The organism is Pseudomonas panipatensis, from assembly GCF_900099785.1.
Taxonomy (GTDB): Bacteria; Pseudomonadota; Gammaproteobacteria; order Pseudomonadales; family Pseudomonadaceae; genus Pseudomonas; species Pseudomonas panipatensis.
Genome location: NZ_FNDS01000015.1, coordinates 62487 through 79272, shown reverse-complemented (window position 1 = coordinate 79272; position 16786 = coordinate 62487). Strand labels below are relative to the sequence as shown.

The 16786-nt window shown below is 66.5% G+C and carries 18 protein-coding genes; 4 read left to right on the top strand and 14 right to left on the bottom strand.

Annotation, left to right across the window (positions count from 1 at the left end):
* Positions 1–402: 402 nt before the first annotated feature.
* Genes BLQ74_RS24970 through BLQ74_RS24960 form a run of 3 tightly spaced genes read right to left on the bottom strand, consistent with a single transcriptional unit; the run spans position 403 to position 3283 of the window.
* On the bottom strand, positions 403–1176 hold the full coding sequence (locus tag BLQ74_RS24970) for an enoyl-CoA hydratase (protein ID WP_090267934.1): 774 nt from the start codon (positions 1174–1176) through the stop codon (positions 403–405).
* Between the two features lie 48 nt (positions 1177–1224).
* On the bottom strand, positions 1225–2163 hold the full coding sequence (locus tag BLQ74_RS24965) for an iron-sulfur-binding ferredoxin reductase (RefSeq protein ID WP_090267932.1): 939 nt from the start codon (positions 2161–2163) through the stop codon (positions 1225–1227).
* The gene (locus BLQ74_RS24960) at positions 2156–3283 is read right to left on the bottom strand and encodes a GGDEF domain-containing protein (RefSeq protein WP_090267930.1); all 1128 of its coding nucleotides are present in this window, start codon (positions 3281–3283) and stop codon (positions 2156–2158) included. The genes BLQ74_RS24965 and BLQ74_RS24960 overlap by 8 nt, the downstream gene beginning before the upstream one ends.
* Before the next feature lie 243 nt (positions 3284–3526).
* Between BLQ74_RS24960 and BLQ74_RS24955 the strand changes: the two genes are divergently transcribed.
* Entirely contained in the window at positions 3527–5050 is a 1524-nt protein-coding gene (locus BLQ74_RS24955) for a fumarate hydratase (RefSeq protein WP_090267928.1), read from the top strand.
* 134 nt (positions 5051–5184) lie between these two features.
* On the opposite strand, the gene BLQ74_RS24950 is transcribed toward BLQ74_RS24955, so the two are convergent.
* From BLQ74_RS24950 to BLQ74_RS24910, 9 genes are all read right to left on the bottom strand, one after another.
* Positions 5185–5481 carry a ribbon-helix-helix domain-containing protein gene (locus tag BLQ74_RS24950; RefSeq protein WP_090267926.1) on the bottom strand — a complete coding sequence of 99 codons (297 nt, stop codon included), beginning with the start codon at positions 5479–5481 and terminating at the stop codon, positions 5185–5187.
* A gap of 27 nt (positions 5482–5508) precedes the next feature.
* Complete coding sequence (locus tag BLQ74_RS24945) at positions 5509–6090, bottom strand: DJ-1/PfpI family protein (protein WP_090267924.1); 582 nt, start codon at positions 6088–6090, stop codon at positions 5509–5511.
* A 100-nt stretch (positions 6091–6190) separates the two neighbouring features.
* A complete protein-coding gene (locus tag BLQ74_RS24940) occupies positions 6191–6799 on the bottom strand; it encodes a DUF2846 domain-containing protein (RefSeq protein ID WP_090267922.1) in 609 nt (202 codons plus the stop codon).
* A gap of 95 nt (positions 6800–6894) precedes the next feature.
* On the bottom strand, positions 6895–8172 hold the full coding sequence (locus BLQ74_RS24935) for an acyltransferase family protein (RefSeq protein ID WP_090267921.1): 1278 nt from the start codon (positions 8170–8172) through the stop codon (positions 6895–6897).
* Between the two features lie 55 nt (positions 8173–8227).
* Complete coding sequence (locus BLQ74_RS24930) at positions 8228–9385, bottom strand: phospholipase D-like domain-containing protein (RefSeq protein ID WP_090267919.1); 1158 nt, start codon at positions 9383–9385, stop codon at positions 8228–8230.
* A 338-nt stretch (positions 9386–9723) separates the two neighbouring features.
* Complete coding sequence (locus BLQ74_RS24925) at positions 9724–10056, bottom strand: amidase (protein ID WP_090267917.1); 333 nt, start codon at positions 10054–10056, stop codon at positions 9724–9726.
* Positions 10053–11159, bottom strand: a complete 1107-nt coding sequence (locus BLQ74_RS24920; protein WP_425287515.1) for a serine hydrolase domain-containing protein — start codon at positions 11157–11159, stop codon at positions 10053–10055. The genes BLQ74_RS24925 and BLQ74_RS24920 overlap by 4 nt, the downstream gene beginning before the upstream one ends.
* A 99-nt stretch (positions 11160–11258) precedes the next feature.
* The gene (locus BLQ74_RS24915) at positions 11259–12044 is read right to left on the bottom strand and encodes an oxygen-binding di-iron domain-containing protein (RefSeq protein WP_090267914.1); all 786 of its coding nucleotides are present in this window, start codon (positions 12042–12044) and stop codon (positions 11259–11261) included.
* Between the two features lie 74 nt (positions 12045–12118).
* Positions 12119–13015 (bottom strand): acyl-CoA dehydrogenase middle domain-containing protein, encoded by an 897-nt coding sequence (locus tag BLQ74_RS24910; RefSeq protein ID WP_090267912.1) that lies wholly within the window; start codon positions 13013–13015, stop codon positions 12119–12121.
* A 140-nt stretch (positions 13016–13155) separates the two neighbouring features.
* Between BLQ74_RS24910 and olsB the strand changes: the two genes are divergently transcribed.
* Both olsB and BLQ74_RS24900 read left to right on the top strand, forming a co-directional pair.
* A complete protein-coding gene (gene olsB / locus BLQ74_RS24905) occupies positions 13156–13911 on the top strand; it encodes an L-ornithine N(alpha)-acyltransferase (protein WP_090267910.1) in 756 nt (251 codons plus the stop codon).
* On the top strand, positions 13908–14669 hold the full coding sequence (locus BLQ74_RS24900; RefSeq protein ID WP_090267909.1) for a lysophospholipid acyltransferase family protein: 762 nt from the start codon (positions 13908–13910) through the stop codon (positions 14667–14669). The genes olsB and BLQ74_RS24900 overlap by 4 nt, the downstream gene beginning before the upstream one ends.
* Before the next feature lie 100 nt (positions 14670–14769).
* Here BLQ74_RS24900 and BLQ74_RS24895 read toward each other — a convergent pair whose 3' ends face one another.
* Together BLQ74_RS24895 and BLQ74_RS24890 are read right to left on the bottom strand one after the other, a co-directional pair.
* A complete protein-coding gene (locus BLQ74_RS24895; protein ID WP_244507261.1) occupies positions 14770–15636 on the bottom strand; it encodes a universal stress protein in 867 nt (288 codons plus the stop codon).
* Between the two features lie 73 nt (positions 15637–15709).
* Positions 15710–16303, bottom strand: a complete 594-nt coding sequence (locus tag BLQ74_RS24890; protein ID WP_090267907.1) for an acyl carrier protein phosphodiesterase — start codon at positions 16301–16303, stop codon at positions 15710–15712.
* A gap of 142 nt (positions 16304–16445) precedes the next feature.
* Here BLQ74_RS24890 and BLQ74_RS24885 point away from each other — a divergent pair, with 142 nt between their 5' ends.
* The gene (locus BLQ74_RS24885) at positions 16446–16754 is read left to right on the top strand and encodes an ArsR/SmtB family transcription factor (RefSeq protein ID WP_090267905.1); all 309 of its coding nucleotides are present in this window, start codon (positions 16446–16448) and stop codon (positions 16752–16754) included.
* The last annotated feature ends 32 nt before the right edge of the window (positions 16755–16786 follow it).

Below are 16786 nucleotides of genomic sequence, written 5' to 3'. Positions count from 1 at the left end.
GCGCGCCGCTGGCGCCAATCACCGCGCCTCGGCTGGAGCGCCATGGCAGGCAAAGCGCCCATCGTTCAATTCCCGCTCAGCCCAAGCAAAACCAGCAGACTACGGGCTCCTGGCATTTGCTCCCAAGCTTATCCACAACTCTTCCCACAGTTATTGTGGGCAACCCTGTAGCCAGGCCGAGGTGACCGCCGACAGCCTGTGCAAAACGACAAATCGCCAACTCAATCAAGCGCTTGCCAGCTCAACGAGACTGCCCCGCCGCGCAATGGCAGCCTGCGATCAAAAGCCGATCAATGTCAGGCAGGCCACGTGGCAACTGGCTTCGGCAACTTGGCCCCAAGCTTATCCACAGGGCTTTCCACACAATTTGTGAGTAGCGAGCGGCGTGGACAACTCAGTGAGTCAGGCGAAGCGCGAGAAGTCCGGTTGACGGCGCTGGGTGAACGCACTGAGGGCTTCGAGGGCCTCGGGCGAACTCAACCGCTCGACGAACAGGCGTCCTTCTTCGGCCACCACCTGACGCAGTTCATCGATGTAAGGTGCCTTGAGCAGGCGCTTGCTCAACGCCAAGGCCGCCGGCGGCAGTCCCTGCAGACTCAGCCCCACCTCACGGGCACGCTGCAATGCCGCCGCGCCATCCGCCAAGGCCTCGTTGGCCAGCCCCATGGCCACGGCCTGCTCGCCGGTGAAGCCCTCGCCACGCATCAGCAGGCTGGCGGCCCGCGCATGACCTAGCAGGCGCGGCACCAGGAAACTGGAGCCGAACTCCGGGCAGAGCCCCAGATTGACGAAGGGCATCTTCAGTTTGCTGTCGCGACTGACGAAGACCTGGTCACAGTGCAGCAACAGCGTCGTGCCGATGCCGACCGCGGGACCGGCCACCGCGGCCAGGACGGGTTTGCTGAACTCCATGAGCGCGCGCATGAAGCGGAACACCGGGCTCTCCGCCCCTGTCGGTGGGTGCTGCAGGAAGTCGGGAATATCGTTGCCGGCAGTGAAGCATTCGGCGTTGCCAGCGATCAGCACGGCGCGCACGCTGCGGTCGCTCTCCGCAGCCTCCAGGGCGTCGGCCAGGGCCGCGTACATGTCCCGGGTCAGCGCGTTCATCTTGTCCGCACGGTTCAGGCGCAGGCTCAGCAACCCCTGTTCGCGCTCGACGAGAATCTGTTGGCTCATGGCAACTCCTTGGCAGCAGGCAATCACGGTCGGGCTCGGCGGCCCGTCTCAGGCGTGGGATAGAAACACGTCTGCCAGCGTCTGACCCCGCGGCACACCGGCCAGATAAAGGTGGCGGGCAAAGCGTTCGACGCTGGCAGGCTGGCCGCAGAGTAAGGCGATGGTTCGTCGGGAAACAAGGCGGAATTGCGCCAGAAACACGTCCAGATCGGCCGGCAGGACCAGACTCACCTGCACGTCGGCATGCGCCAGCGCCAATGCCGCCAGCTCACCGGCCAAGTAATGCTCGGCCGGACTGCGCGCCAGGTGGACCAGGTGAATCGGCCCCTGGTGTCTGTCGCGCAGGGCCTGCCGCAGAATGCCCCAGAGCGGCGCCAGGCCGGTTCCACTGGCCATCAGCAGCAGCGGCCGCTCCTGCCAGTCAGGATCGTAATGCAGGGCACCGCCCCGCAGCTCGCCCAGGCGCAGGCTGTCGCCCTCGCGCAAGCGCCGTGCAGCGTCACAGAAGGCGCCGGGCGCGTGGCAGTCGATGTGGAACTCCAGCCAGGGATCGTCGTCCGGCAGGCTGGCCAGGGAGTAGGGCCGAGCCACACCGCTGTCGCTCCACAGGACCAGGTGTTGGCCGGCGCGGTAGCGCAGCGGGCTCTGGGGCTTCAGGCGCAAGCGGAGAATCCCCGCCGCCGGCCAGTGTAACTCCACGACCTGTGCCGGCAGGCCATCGCGCAATGGATCGAAGACCTCGATACACACGTCCCCGACCACCCGGCACTGGCAGGACAACCGCCAGCCCTCGGCGCGCCGCGCGCCATCCAATGCCTCGGGAAGGGCATCGAGCAACTCGCCGCGGCTGCAACGCACCATGCAGGCGTGGCAACTCCCCGCACGGCAGCTAAAGGGAATCGCAATGCCCTGGGCGCGCAGGGCATCCAGAAGATTGACGCCGGGAGCCACCGTCCACCGCTGGCTCCCGACTTGCAGTTCAGGCATCGCTCTCCTCCCATGCCGCATCGCAGCGGTTACGTCCGCTGCGTTTGGCACGGTAGAGCGCCTGATCGGCCCGCTGCAAGGCTTCGTCGAGATTGTCATCGGCTGCCAGCAGAGTCATGCCGGCGGACAGGCTGAGCGCCTCGATGTTCACGCCCATGGGTTCGGCGTTGGAGTAGGCCAGGCGCAAGCGTTCGCAACAGGCCATCAGCCGGTCGGCGTCGGCATTCGGGAGGAGCAGGACGAATTCCTCGCCACCATAGCGCGCCAGCACGTCACCTTCGCGCAGGCACGCGCGCGCCACCGCGGCGAAGGTCTGCAGCACACGGTCGCCAGCGGCGTGGCCGTGAACGTCATTGATGCGTTTGAAGTGATCCAGGTCGATCAAGGCCAGGCCGTGACACTGGTTCTCCCCCATTTCCTCCAGGGCACGGCAGGCCATGCGCAGGAAGTGGCGACGGTTGAACAGGCCGGTCAGCTCATCGGTGGCTACCAGGTCTTCCAGTTGGCGCATCATTCCGCGCAGCGTGTCCTGGTGCGCTTGCAGCGCATAACGGCGCTGACGCATGCGCTGGCGCAGGGCCTGGACATAACCGGCGAACAGGGTCAGCCAGATCATCACGACGAACAGCACCATCAACTGCAGGATCGCCTGCCCCGGCATCTGCAAGCGCTGCTGGTAGGCCTCCCACAGGTTCAGGCCGGCGAAGGCAATGAAGGCCAGCGCGGCGCAGCGGGCAAAGACCCGCGGCGGCAACTGGAACACGCCGAACAGCAGGATGAGCACGTAGATGACCATGAGGGTCCCGCGCACGCTGTCGACGTGCGCGAGGAAGAAGGTGTTCCAGACGATCGCCACCAGCACTTGCGGCTCGGTGAGGCTGGCATCGACGAAACGCTGGTTGCGGCCGCTGAGGAACAGCCAGAGGAAGACCAGTTGGCTATCCACCGCGACCAGGCTGGCTGCGACGGCGACGCCCAGCGAGCCGCGATAGAAATCGCCGAAGACGGTCAGCCACAACAGCACCTGAGCCATGGCGTAAGTGCCGAGGGCCATGCCGAATCGCCTGACGAACAGTCTTTGGAGGGCACGCTGCTTGAGCGGAGGACTCGGTGTGCTCATGGGGCTCCATCCCGTAATGGCACCTGGCCTCCACTCTACTATCAAAGTATAAGCGTGCCTAGCCGATCGGAAAGCGGGCGCTTGCCGACCAAGGTCGGATCGCTGGCGGGTGCGCCCGGCCCCGGCACGGCGCTATACTACGGCGCCTTTTTGCGCCGGCGCCTGACCGGCCAAAGCTGCTGTCCCGGCTTTCCCGCCTGAACATACCCGCCTGACATACCCGCCTGAAGAGGACCGTGCTCCATGGCCGTGATCAAGCAAGACGACCTCATCCAGAGCGTCGCCGATGCCCTGCAGTTCATCTCCTACTACCACCCGGTCGATTTCATCCAGGCCATGCATGAGGCCTACCTGCGCGAAGAGTCGCCGGCAGCCCGCGATTCCATGGCACAGATCCTGATCAACTCGCGCATGTGCGCCACCGGCCACCGCCCGATCTGCCAGGACACCGGTATCGTCACCGTGTTCGTGCGCGTGGGCATGGACGTCCGCTGGGACGGCGCCACCATGAGCGTCGACGATATGATCAACGAAGGCGTGCGTCGCGCCTACAACCTGCCGGAGAACGTCCTGCGCGCCTCCATCCTGGCCGACCCGGCCGGTGCGCGTAAGAACACCAAGGACAACACCCCGGCGGTGATCCACTACTCCATCGTCCCCGGCGACAAGGTCGAGGTCGATGTCGCGGCCAAGGGCGGCGGCTCGGAGAACAAGTCGAAGATGGCCATGCTCAACCCGTCCGACTCCATCGTCGACTGGGTCCTGAAGACCGTCCCGACCATGGGCGCTGGCTGGTGCCCGCCGGGCATGCTCGGCATCGGCATCGGCGGTACCGCCGAGAAGGCCGCGGTGATGGCCAAAGAGGTCCTGATGGACCCGATCGACATCCACGAGCTGAAGGCCCGCGGCCCGCAGAACCGCATCGAGGAACTGCGCCTCGAGCTGTTCGAGAAGGTCAACCAGCTGGGCATCGGCGCCCAGGGCCTGGGCGGCCTGACCACCGTGCTCGACGTCAAGATAATGGACTACCCGACCCACGCCGCCTCGCTGCCGGTGTGCATGATCCCCAACTGCGCCGCGACCCGCCACGCTCACTTCGTGCTCGACGGCTCCGGCCCGGCCACCCTGGAAGCCCCGCCGCTGGACGCCTACCCGGAAATCGTCTGGGAAGCCGGCCCCTCCGCGCGCCGTGTCGACCTGGACAAGATCACCCCGGAAGAAGTGCAGAGCTGGAAGCCGGGCGAAACCCTGCTGCTCAACGGCAAGATGCTCACCGGCCGCGACGCCGCGCACAAGCGCATGGTCGACATGCTGAACAAGGGCGAAGCGCTGCCGGTGGACCTCAAAGGTCGCTTCATCTACTACGTCGGCCCGGTCGATCCGGTGCGTGACGAAGTGGTTGGCCCGGCTGGTCCGACCACCGCGACCCGCATGGACAAGTTCACCCGCCAGATCCTCGAGCAGACCGGTCTGCTGGGCATGATCGGCAAGTCCGAGCGCGGTCCCATCGCCATCGAAGCGATCAAGGACAACAAGGCCGTGTACCTGATGGCTGTCGGCGGCGCCGCCTACCTGGTGGCCCAGGCGATCAAGAAGTCCAAGGTCCTGGCCTTCGCCGAACTGGGCATGGAAGCGATCTACGAGTTCGACGTGAAGGACATGCCGGTGACGGTCGCAGTCGATACCAAAGGCGAGTCGGTGCACATCACCGGCCCGGCGATCTGGAAAGACAAGATCGCCCAGAGCCTGGCGGTGGAAGTGAAGTAAGCCTTCACCTTCGCCCCATGAAAAAGCCCGGCCATGTGCCGGGCTTTTTCATGGCGTCGGGAAACGCCTCGTGGGATGGTTTGAGCGAAGCGATAGCCCTTCTCGACAGCATGGGTTTCGCAGGCTCAACCCGCCTATGCCCGCGCCCGAGGCAACTCGTGCACGGTGGCGCGGCGTTGCGCCAGGTAGCGCGTACAGCTGACGCGCAGGAAGGAGGCGAAGTTGACCACTTCGCCGCGGTAGTCCATCACCTCGTCGTAGAGCTTGCTGATCAACTGGTTGGTGGTCATGCCGTCGACCTCGGCGATCTCCCGCAGGATGTCCCAGAACTGGTTCTCCAGACGCAGGGTGGTGACCACGCCGCGAATGCGCAATGAACGCGAGCGCGACTCGTACAGAATGGGGTCGGCCTTCACGTAGAGTTCACACATACACGGCTCCTTCGCTGCGCGGTCCGCTTACAGGCTGATGCGGGTGCCCAGCAGTTCGAGGAACTTCGCCAGCCACGCCGGGTGCGCCGGCCACGCCGGCGCGGTGACCAGGTTACCTTCGACATGGGCAGCGTCCACCGGGATATCCACATACTCACCGCCCGCCAGGCGCACTTCCGGACCGCAGGCCGGGTAGGCGCTGCACGCGCGGCCCTTGAGCACGCCGGCGGCGGCCAGCAGTTGGGCGCCGTGACAGACGGCGGCGATCGGCTTCTTCGCCGCATCGAAGGCCTGGACCAGTTCGATCACCTTGGCGTTCAGGCGCAGGTACTCGGGGGCGCGGCCACCGGGAATCAGCAACGCGTCGTAATCTTCGGCGCGCACGCCAGCGAAGTCGGCATTCAGGGCAAAGTTGTGCCCGGGTTTTTCGCTGTAGGTCTGGTCACCCTCGAAGTCATGGATGGCCGTGCGCACCGACTGACCGGCCTTCTTGTCCGGGCAAACCGCGTGCACCAGGTGGCCGACCATCGACAGCGCCTGGAACGGCACCATGGTTTCGTAGTCTTCGGCGTAGTCGCCGACCAGCATCAGGATCTTCTTCGCGGCCATTGCTCGTTTCCTCCGGCAGATGCCCTATCGGGCTTATCAGGTTAGCCGGATTATCCGCCGCCAGCCTGCCGCTCGGGTAATAGACCGCTACTACAGAGGCTCAGATGCCGACCTGGCCCAGCGCCTGGCCGATGGCCTGCCAGAAGTGGCGTTCCGCGCGCACTTCGTGGCCGCTGGCGGTGAAACGACGCGGCGCCTGGACCTGACGGGTATGGACGATCTCTTCCTGGCCCAGCGTGGCGTTGACCAGTTGCAGCGGCCCGTCGCCGGCGCCGGGAACCTGCGCGTGTTTGGGCGGCAGGCGGCTTTCGTCATAGCGCAGGTAGTAGACATGGCCCGGCCGGGTCTCGAACTCGAAGCTGGCGATTCGGTTGAAATCCAGCGGGCCGCCGGCGAGCAGGGTCCAGAAACCGCCCAGCAACGGCCGGCGCATTTCCAGCTTGAAACGACCCGGCTCGAACTCCAGGACCAGGTAGCCATTGCTCGGCAGGCTGCCGATCAGCGTGCCGCCAAGGAACAGTCCGGGGGCCTCCAGTTCCTCGTCGGCCCACTGGTTCTGCGGGCGGTACAGGTAGACCAGGGCATGGCGCGCATCGGTGGCCCGCAAGGGCGTGAACGGGTCGCCATCGACGGCCCCGAAGAACGCGCCAGGCGTGCTGCAAGCGCTCAACAGCGATAACAGCAGGACGCTCAGGACCCGACGGAACATGCGCACACCCCTGTCTTGTGGTTATGCCGGCGAGCATAACCAGCCACCCCGACACTGCCACCCGCCGAAAGTCCGGGTGGCCGCAGGCGCGGGACTCACGACTGGGGCGCCGGGTGTGCTTCGAATGGCGGCGGTAACAGGTGGCTCACCAGCCATTTGCGCACCGGCGCCACCAGGCGCTCCTGGAACAGCACGCAACTGACCACCATGAACAACAGGAACAGTGGGTACAGCCACAACGACAGCTGTTGCTGAGTCGCTGACTCGACACAGAAGGCCCAGTCGGCCAGGCACTCGCCAGGCGCGCGGATCAACTTCTCGCCACGCGAGAACAGGGTGAACAACGGCACATGCAGGGCGAACAACGACAGCGAGGCAGCGCCCAGGCGCGGTGACCAATCGCGCACCAGTTGCAGCTTCGGATCGCGCGGCATGGCACAGAGGTAGACCAGCACCAGTTGCGCCGGCAGCAACAGGCCGTTGTGCAGCAGGAAGTACCAGTGGTCGCCGCCTCGCGTATAGAGATAGTCGGCGATCAGGAAGCTGCCTGCGATGCAGGCGGCCAACAGGCCCACCGTGCCGGCTGCCGGTAGCTGGCCGCGATCCTTCTGCTCGCGGAACAGTCCGTAGGCGAGGATACCGCCGAGGAACTCCGGCAGGCGCAGCAGCGGATTGCGGTGGATCAGACCGGTCCAGGGCATGCCGAAACGCTGGCTGAGCACCAGCACCACGGACGGCACCAGATACAGCAGGCAGACCAGCAGCAGGCCCGCCCATTTGTGCCGGACCCGCATCAGCCAGGGCGCCACGAACGGGAAGCAGAGGTAGAAGAAGAACAGCGTGGACAACGACCAGAGCGGTGCGTTGAAGGTCAGGTAGTAGGGATTCCACGCCTGCAGCATGGTCAGTTGGAGAATGCTGTTGAGCAGCAGCTCGTGGTCGCTCATCCAGTGGCGGAACAGCTCCGGATGGACCCGCCCGATGGGGTCGTGGGTGTCGTACATGACGAAGCGCGGGGTGGCCTGATCGAGGTCCGGGCCTATGCCGAGGTGGCTGATCAGAAAGAGCACGAGAATGGTCAGGAGGATCGAGAAGAGGTGAATCGGGTAGAGGTTGGAAAAGCGCTTGGTGAGAAAGCTGCGCGGGCTTTCACGCAGCTTGCCGTCGCGGATGTAGACATGCGCCAGAAGGAAGCCGGAGAGCACGAAAAAGGTGCTGGTGGCAAAGAAGCCCAGGCTGGTCAACTCATCCAGGCCGGCGAACTTCTGCTCCGTCGGGTAGGCATGCAACGTGTGGTAGACCACGACGTAGAGTCCCAGCAGGAATCTCAGCCACTCCAGCCCGATGAACCTTTCTTTGCGGGGTTTGTTCACGCCCCTCTCCTGTTATTCGTGCGCATTCAGCGATGCGCTATCCGGCCATCCCGGCTCAGCGGCGGCGATCGAGCAGATTCACCACCAGCCGGTCCAGCCATCCCCACACGCGCTGGTGCAGACGCATCCACCAGGAACGCGCCTGCCAACGGGTGAGATCGATTTCAAGGCTCTGGGCGAAATCGGCGATCAGGCAGTCCACCACGTCGGCGGTGAAATCCACGTCCAGTACCTCGATGTTGGCCTCCAGATTGAAGCGAAGGTTCCAATGATCGAAGTTGCAGGAACCGACACTGACCCAGTCGTCGACCAACGCCACCTTCATATGCAAGAAGCGTGGCTGATACTCGAAAATCCGCACCCCCGCGCGCAGCAAGCGCGGGTAATAACGCTGGCCAGCATAGCGCACGGGCGCATGATCGGTGAGCCGGCTGGTCAGCAGCAGGCGCACCTCGACGCCACGCCGCGCGGCCTTGCGCAGCGCCCGGCGAACTTTCCAGGTCGGCAGGAAGTAAGGCGTGGCCAGCCAGATGCGCTGCCGCGCGCCGTTCAGGCTGCGCACCAGCGAGCGCAGGATGTCGCGGTGCTGGCGGGCGTCGGCATAGGTCACCCGGCCATGGCCATGGGCGCCAGCGGGTTGCACCGGCAGACGACCGGGAAGCACCGCCTCACGCGGGCGCCAGGCGCGGGCCTGGAGGCAGGCCTGCCATTGACGCTCGAACAGCGCCAGCCAGTCGGCGAGCACCGGCCCCTGAATTTCCACCATGACTTCGTGCCAGGCACTGCGGTTATCCGGCACCGACCAGAACTCATCGGTGGCGCCGGTACCGCCGACAAAGCCCAGGCGTTGGTCCACCAGCAGCAGCTTGCGATGGTCGCGGAACAGGTTGCGCCAGCCAGCCTTCCAGTGCAGCGGGTTGTACAACCGCAGCTCGCCGCCGGCATCGCGCAGGCGGCGGCTCCAGGCGCTGCCCAGGCGCAGGCTGCCGAAGCCGTCGAACAGACAGCGCACCGTGACTCCGCGGGCGCGCGCGCTCAGCAGAGCTTCCAGCAGTGCCTCGGAGCAGGTTCCGCCCTCTACCAGATAGAGTTCCAGCTCGACGCTGCGCTGGGCATCGGCAATGGCCGCGAGCATGCGCGGGAAGAAATTCTCGCCGTCACAGAGCAAGGCAAAACGATTGCCGCCACGCCAGGGGAAGACCGGCCCTCTCATGGCGCGGCGAGACAGGCGACATCGCTATCCCGGCTGCCGCCGAGGGCCGATCGCGATGATGCGAGGTCGCGGCGCCAGGCCGCGCGAAGCACCCCGGCCATGAGCCAGCCCCAGCCAAGGCAGACGGTTCTGAACATGAAGGCTCCTTGCTGCATGGGAGCCACATTAGCCGGCGCACCAAAAGCAGGCAAACCCTGCCGGAACCCAAGGCGCCGCCCGGAGTACGCGCGCTCGGGCCAGCCGGCCGGCATTCGCTGCCTGGCGCAAAGCGCCTCGCAGGGCAGCGACGAGGAAAGACGCGGCCACGTCCTGGCACGCCCTTCGCGGTCGCCAGTCGATCAGGGCTGGCGGTCGGCCTCGGGCAACAACCGACAGCCCTCGCGCGCGCCCAACCAGGCGGCGCTCTGGGTACTGCCGAGGCCACGGGCGGTCACGCGCTTGTGTACCTCATCGTCACGGAAGTCGCTGGTCGGTACGTACTGCTTGGCATAGCCCTGGCAGTAGCTGGCGGAATTGCCCATGACATAGCGGCACGAACAGTATTCCTTGGCCGTGTAGGCACCGATGATCGGCGGGAAGGCGGCCAGGTGCACACGGTTCTGCCAGGACCAGGCGAGCAAGGCCGAGACCAGCAGAAAAAGCCCGACGCGCAGCGGATGGCGGCGAATCATGGCTGGCCCTCCGGACTGGCGAAGGCGGCGATAGCGCGCTTGAGAAATTCGTCGTGGCGGTAGCTGCCGTCGCGGTCGTCGGCATAGCGGACGATCACCAGTTTCTGCTCGGGCAAAACATAGAGTGCCTGCCCCCAGTGACCGAGCGCGGCGAAGGTGCTGGACGGTGCGCTCGGCCAAGGCCGCGCGGAGCTGCCGGGAAGGCGGTTGAGCCACCACTGGCCAGCGGGCGCCGCCTCGTCTTCCTGGCCCGGCTCCGGGTGGTAGCCGGCATAGGGTGCGAGGACGAAACCCAGCCAGGCCGGCGCCAGCAACTGGCGTTCCTTCCAACGTCCGCCCCGCTGCATCAGCAAACCGATGCGCGCCAGGTCGCGCGCGCTCATGTAGGCATACGAGGAACCGACGAAGGTGCCGCTGGCATCGCGCTCCCACACCGCCGAGCGGATGCCCAGCGGCTCGAACAGCGCCGTCCAGGGGTAGTCCGCATAGGCCGGCCCGACCATCTGTTTGAGGCTGGCGGCGAGCACATTGCTGTCGCCGCTGGAGTAGCGGAAGCGCGTGCCCGGCGCGGCGTCCGCCGCGAAGCCGGCGACGAAGGCGGCCATGTCCGCACGCCCACGGGTGTAGAGCATGGCGACCACCGAGGACTTCAGCGGCGCGTACTCGTAGTCCTCCTGCCAGGCCAGGCCGGAACTCCAGTTGAGCAGGTGGCGTATGCGGATGTCCGGGTGCGCGGCGAAGGCGGGATAGTGCTGCTGCACCGGGTCGTCGAGCTGAAAACGCCCCTCGCTGAAGGCCACGCCGAGCACGCAGGCCATGATGCTCTTGCTCACCGACCAGGCCAGGTGCGGGGTGTCGACCTGGGTCGGGCCGGCGTAGCGCTCATAGATCAGCCGGCCGTCGCGGATCACCACCACGGCATCGCTGCGCACGCCCTCGCGGGTGAGGTCGTCGCGCGGCGCGAAGGCATAGGCCTCGAAGGCGGCCAGCGACGGCCCGGCAGGTACGCTGGCAGGCGTCCAGTCGGCTTCCGGCCAGACCTCCGCGGCCGCCGCGGAAAGGCAGAACAGGCAGGCGCCGAGTACGGCGCCGCGCAGGAACATAGGCAACAACGGGAGGGACATCGGTGGCCTCTTGTGCCGGGCTTCGGACGCCACCCTAGCACGCCGCCGATGACCGAATTAAGCGCCGCTCACGCTGCCTCAGCGCGGTACGCGATAGTCCTCGGGACCGAGCAGGTCCATGCCGCATTCGAGGCCTTCGATCCAGTCGAGGAACTGGTCGATCATTGCCTTGCCGACGAAGGGACGACCGTGTTGCGGGACCATCATCTGCACGTCGAGGTCACGGACCATCGCCGCCCACAGCCGGCCGACCTTGTTGCTCGCCATGTAGCGCCGGTGGAAAGCGGCCATGTGCGGCATGTGCGCGGCGAAGTCCTGCACCGGGCTGGCGTCATCCACCAGGGAGGCGCCCATGTCGCCGGAGAAGAGGATCTTGCTCACCGGGTCGTAGAGCTGGAAGTTGCCCACCGAGTGCAGGAAATGCGCCGGCAGCATCTTCAACTGGCAGCGGCCGAGGGCGACCGACTGGCCACGGTCCGGCAGCGGGATGACGCGGTCATAGGTGGAAATGCCGTGGCTGACCGCCAGGTAGTTGGCCGTCAGGTGCGGCAGGAAGCGCGCCCAGAGCTTGGAGCAGATGACCCTGGCGCGGGTGTGCAGCAGCCATTTGTCCAGCGCGGCGATGATGTCCGGGTCCTGGTGCGAGGCGAAGATGTAGTCCAGTTCCTGCAACGGGAACAGCTTGGACAGTTCCAGCGACAGCGGCGTGTAGGTCAGGTCGCCGCCCGGATCGATCAGCAGGTACTGGCCGTGATCGACGATGAGGAACTGATTGGACTGCACCCCCTCGCCCGTGACGAGGTTATCGAAGCACAGGCATTGGTGGGTGCCGTTGTCGAACAGCACTATGGGTTCGCGACGCATCGAGGGGTATTCCTGCAAGGCATGCCGGCGGGCGGCGGAATGTCGCGCAGGGTAATCGGCAGCGCCTGTGGCCCTCACTGACGTGGATCAAGGCGTAGCGCGGCCAGGGCCTTCTCCAGGCGCTTGGCGCGCGCGCTGCCGCCCAGGGCCAGCACCGTGCGGTCGCGTTGCCAATGTTGCGCCCAGTGCGCCGGACCGCCGGTGAAGGCCGCGTCGAGCGCCGGACCGAGCGCCTCGAACTGGGCGAACAGACCGGCCAGCAGCAGGTGCGTTTCGGCGGCCACGGCCGACTGTCGACTGACTTCCGCACAGCCGCCGAGCAATCCCGCCAGGCGCAGCAGCAGCTCCCGCGGCCAGTGGCACTCCAGCGCCAGGCTATACAACCAGGCGCTCAGCGCGGCCATCACGTGCAAGTCTTCGAGGGTGCGGAAGGGCTTGCTGTAGGCATCCCAGCCATCGCCGGGCAAGCGTTCGCAATGGGCGCCGTCGAGCAACAGACGCGCATGCGGGATGTCGGGAATCAACGGCATCGGCGCCATGGGCTCCAGGCGCACGCCGGGGGCGCCGGCGAGAACCACGGTCATGGCCAGGCGCGGCGCCTCGCCAGAAGCTTCCTCGCGCGCCGCCACCAGCCACCAGGCGGCACTGCCGGCGGCGGTGGCGAAACTCTTGCTGCCATAGAGGCTCAGGCCAACCAGGCGGGTTTGCAGGTCCGCCGGACGCAGGCTCTTGCCTTCGCTGACGCAGAAGGCGCCGAGGCTCGCCGGAGCGGCCGGCCAGAGCGCCCGCAAGGCCGCCTGGTAACCGCCGAGGAAGGCCAGCCCCGGAGTCGCCGCCAGGCGCCCGGCAAGCACCGCCAGCTCCAGGCTGCCGGCGCCATGGCCGACGCCGAGCAATTCGGCGTACCAGTCTTCCAGGGGCTGGCCGGCGGGCAGCCGGTCGAGTGGGCCGAGCAGGCGGTTCCAGGGCATCGGGCGATCCTCTTCCAGGGGGCTCGTTGTCATACAAGCATCACGCCAGCGTCACGGGCGTGACACCGCGTCTTCCTAGCCTGAGCTTGCCCAACAAAGCCGACCGGCCGCAACCCGCATGGCCGCTCACGGAGGCCCGCATGAGTCAGATCGCCCTCTCCAGCGACACCCCGAGCGAACGCCGCCTCAAGGCCGTGCGCCTGCGCGGCCCCCGCGCCCTGCGCGAAGCCCAGGCCCTGCGTTTCCGCGTGTTCAGCACTGAATTCGAAGCCCGGCTCAACGGCGCCGAACTGGGTCTGGACATGGACGACTACGACCATCACTGCCTGCACATCGGCGTGCGCGACCTCAACAGCGGTGCGCTGGTGGCCACCACCCGCCTGCTCGACCATCGCGCCGCCGAACGCCTCGGACGCTACTACAGCGAAGAGGAGTTCAGCCTCGACGGCCTGCAGAATCTCGAGGGCCCGGTGCTGGAAATCGGCCGCACCTGCGTCGACCCGGCCTACCGCAACGGCGCCACCATCGCCGTGCTCTGGGGCGAACTGGCGGAAGTGCTCAACGAAGGCGGCTACCGCTACCTGATGGGCTGCGCCAGCATCCCCATGCGCGACGGCGGCCTCCAGGCCCAAGCGGTGATGCAGCGCCTGCGCGAACGCTACCTGTGCAACCAGAACCTGCGCGCCGAGCCGAAAACCCCGCTGCCGCCGCGCGAGGTGCCGGACAACCTCATCGCCGAGCTGCCGCCGCTGCTCAAGGCCTACATGCGCCTGGGCGCGAAAATCTGTGGCGAACCCTGCTGGGACCCGGACTTCCAGGTCGCCGACGTGTTCATCCTGCTCAAGCGTGACGAGCTGTGCCCGCGCTACGCCCGGCATTTCAAGGCCGCCGTATGATCCGTGCCGGCCTGCGCATCGCCCGCCTGCTGCTGGTGCTCGGCCTGGGCCTGCTGCTGGCGGCCTGGGTCAGCCTGCTCGAACGCCTGCCCGGGCGCGACTGCGACGCCCTGCGCCAGCGCCTGACGCGCTGGTGGTTGGCACGCCTGAGCCAGGCCCTGCCGTTCCAGGTGCGGGTGCACGGCGAGCTGCCGCGACAGACCGTGCTCTGGGTCAGCAACCATGTGTCCTGGGTGGATATCCCGTTGCTCGGCGCCCTGCAGCCGATGACCTTCCTGTCCAAGGCCGAGGTGCGTCAGTGGCCGTTGGCCGGCTGGCTGGCGGAAAAAGCCGGAACCCTGTTCATCCACCGTGGCTCGGGCGACAGCCGCAATCTCGCCCAGCAGCTCGCCGGCACCCTCCGGCGCGGCCGCTCGGCGCTGATCTTCCCGGAAGGCACCACCACCGACGGCCGCGGCCTGCGCACCTTCCACGGGCGCCTGCTGGCCGGCGCCATCGAGGCCGGCGTACCGCTGCAACCAGTGGCGCTACGCTACCTGCGCAACGGTGAAAGCGACGATATCGCGCCTTTCATCGGCGACGACGATCTGCTCAGCCATCTGCTGCGACTGTTCCGCCAGGACCGGGGAACGGTGGAAATCCATCTGCTGCCAGCGCTGTCCAGCGGCGCCGGCGATCGCTCGCTGCTGGCCCAGCAGGCGCGCAGCGCGATCGAGGTCGCGCTGTTCGGCAAAGCCCGCCAGGACCTCGCCGCCTGAGACACCGTCGAACCCGCCGCCGACCGCGGCGGGCAGCTTCGCGCCCCATCGCCGGGGCGCTGTCATTTCCGCAGTTCGAGCGAGCCGCCGCAGCGCGGGTTTATTCGTCGGCTTTCGGCGGTACGACCAGGATGTCGCAATCCAGCTCGCGCAGTGCGTAGTCGGCCACACTGCCGATCAGCGCCCGCTTGATCCCACCCATGCCGCGGGTGCCCATCACCAGCAGGTCCGGCCGGTGCTTGGCGACCATGCGTTCCAGCACATTGCCCGGCAGCCCCACGGCGACCAGTTGCTCATCGATCAGCGGCTCCAGTTGCTGGTCGCGCAGGAATGCCTTGAGTTCATCCACCGCCTGGCGGGTTTCGCTGCCGACGAACTCATCGATGCGCTCTTCGCTGATCCCCGAGTACTGCATCATGCCCTTGGCCAACGGGCTGAACGCGTAGATGCCGCGGCACACCGCGCCGCCCAGCAGGCCCAGTTGCTCGGCGATGCGCACCGCATGGGCCGAGGCCGGCGAGATATCCAGCGCCAGCAACAGGTCGCGGTATTCGCCGCCGACCGGCTGGTTGACCATCAGCACCGGCAATTCGCCGGCGCGCACCACGCGCTCGACGGTGGTGCCGACGAAGATGTCGCGCAGCACGCTCTTGCGATGCGCCCCCACCACCAGCAGGTCGGCTTCGTCCTGCAGGGCGCAGGCGACGATCTTCTGGTCCGGGTCGCCCTTCTCGACGCGGATCGCCGGCGCGCTGCCGCCGGCCGTGGCCAGCTCAACCAGGCGCGCCTCCAGCAGCAACTTCACCTGGATCTGCTCCTGCTCGACCAGCGCCGCCGGCTGCTCGTCATCGACCACATAGAGCACGCTCCACGGGCAATCGAAACGCTTGGCCAGGGCAGCGGCGCGCTGCAGGGCCTTTTCCGAGCGCTCGGACAGGTCCGTGGCGATCATCAGGGATTTCAACATGCTCAACCTCCGCTTTCCGTAGTGGCTGTTATTGCATCCCGCCGACGCCGCGGGACGCTTGATACATATCAAGTCAGGGGCGATCGCCGAGCCCTTCGCGCTGCGTCCGCACGTGCGCCAGCAGCTCCGGGTAGAAGCGCAGGAAATCGTCGCTCAGCGGCACGTACAGACGCTCCAGCTCGGCCCAGGCGCCGTCCAGCAGCGCCGGCCGCGACAGACGCCGGGACATCCCGGCGAGGACATCGTGCAGCACCTCGAACTCGCGGTAACTGCCCAGCCAGTCCTGCGCGGCCATGCGCGGGGCAATGCGCGCCAGGCGCTCGGGCAGTTCGGGCGTGGTGCCGAGGACACCATAGACGTGGCGGGTGAAATCGCTCAGCGGCTCGTTGGAGAACGTCGCCCAGTCGCGCGCCAGGCAGTGATCGAAGAACACGTCCAGGAGCACCCCGGCCAGGCGCCGCCGCTCGCTGGGAAAGCGCGCCTTGGCGGCATGGATCAGCGGGTGCGTGTCGGTGAAAGCGTCGATGCGTCGATGCAGGCGGATGGCGGCCTCGATGTCCGCCGGCCAACGGCCGTCCAACGGTCCCTTGACGAAATCACCGTAGAGGCTGCCGAGCAGTTGCGCGGGGCGCGAGCCGCCCAAGTGGAGGTGAGCGAGGTAGTTCATGGCTCAAGCTTAGCGCGGAACCCCGTCGCCCGGTGTAACGGCCTATTATCAAGGCGGTCGATCATCACTATCGGCTCAAACGAATTCATATCGTCGATCACCGATATATAGTTCGTTCCCAAGCGATACAGCCAAGGCAGCCATGAGCGAAACCCCGGACATCGATGAAATCTTCAAGGCCCTGGCCCACCCCGTGCGGCGCGACATGCTGCACTGGCTGAAGGACCCGGAGCGTTATTTCATCGAGCAGGACCACCCCTTCGAGATCGGGGTCTGCGCCGGCAAGTTCGACCAGCGCACCGGGCTCTCGCAATCCACCGTCTCGGCGCATCTGGCCACCCTCCAGCGCGCCGGCCTGGTGACCAGTCGAAAAATCGGCCAGTGGCATTTCTTCAAACGCAACGAAGAAACCATCCAGGCTTTCATTCGCCAGTTGAGCGAAGCGCTGTAGCGCAAACACCTGCCTGAAACACCCATCGATCA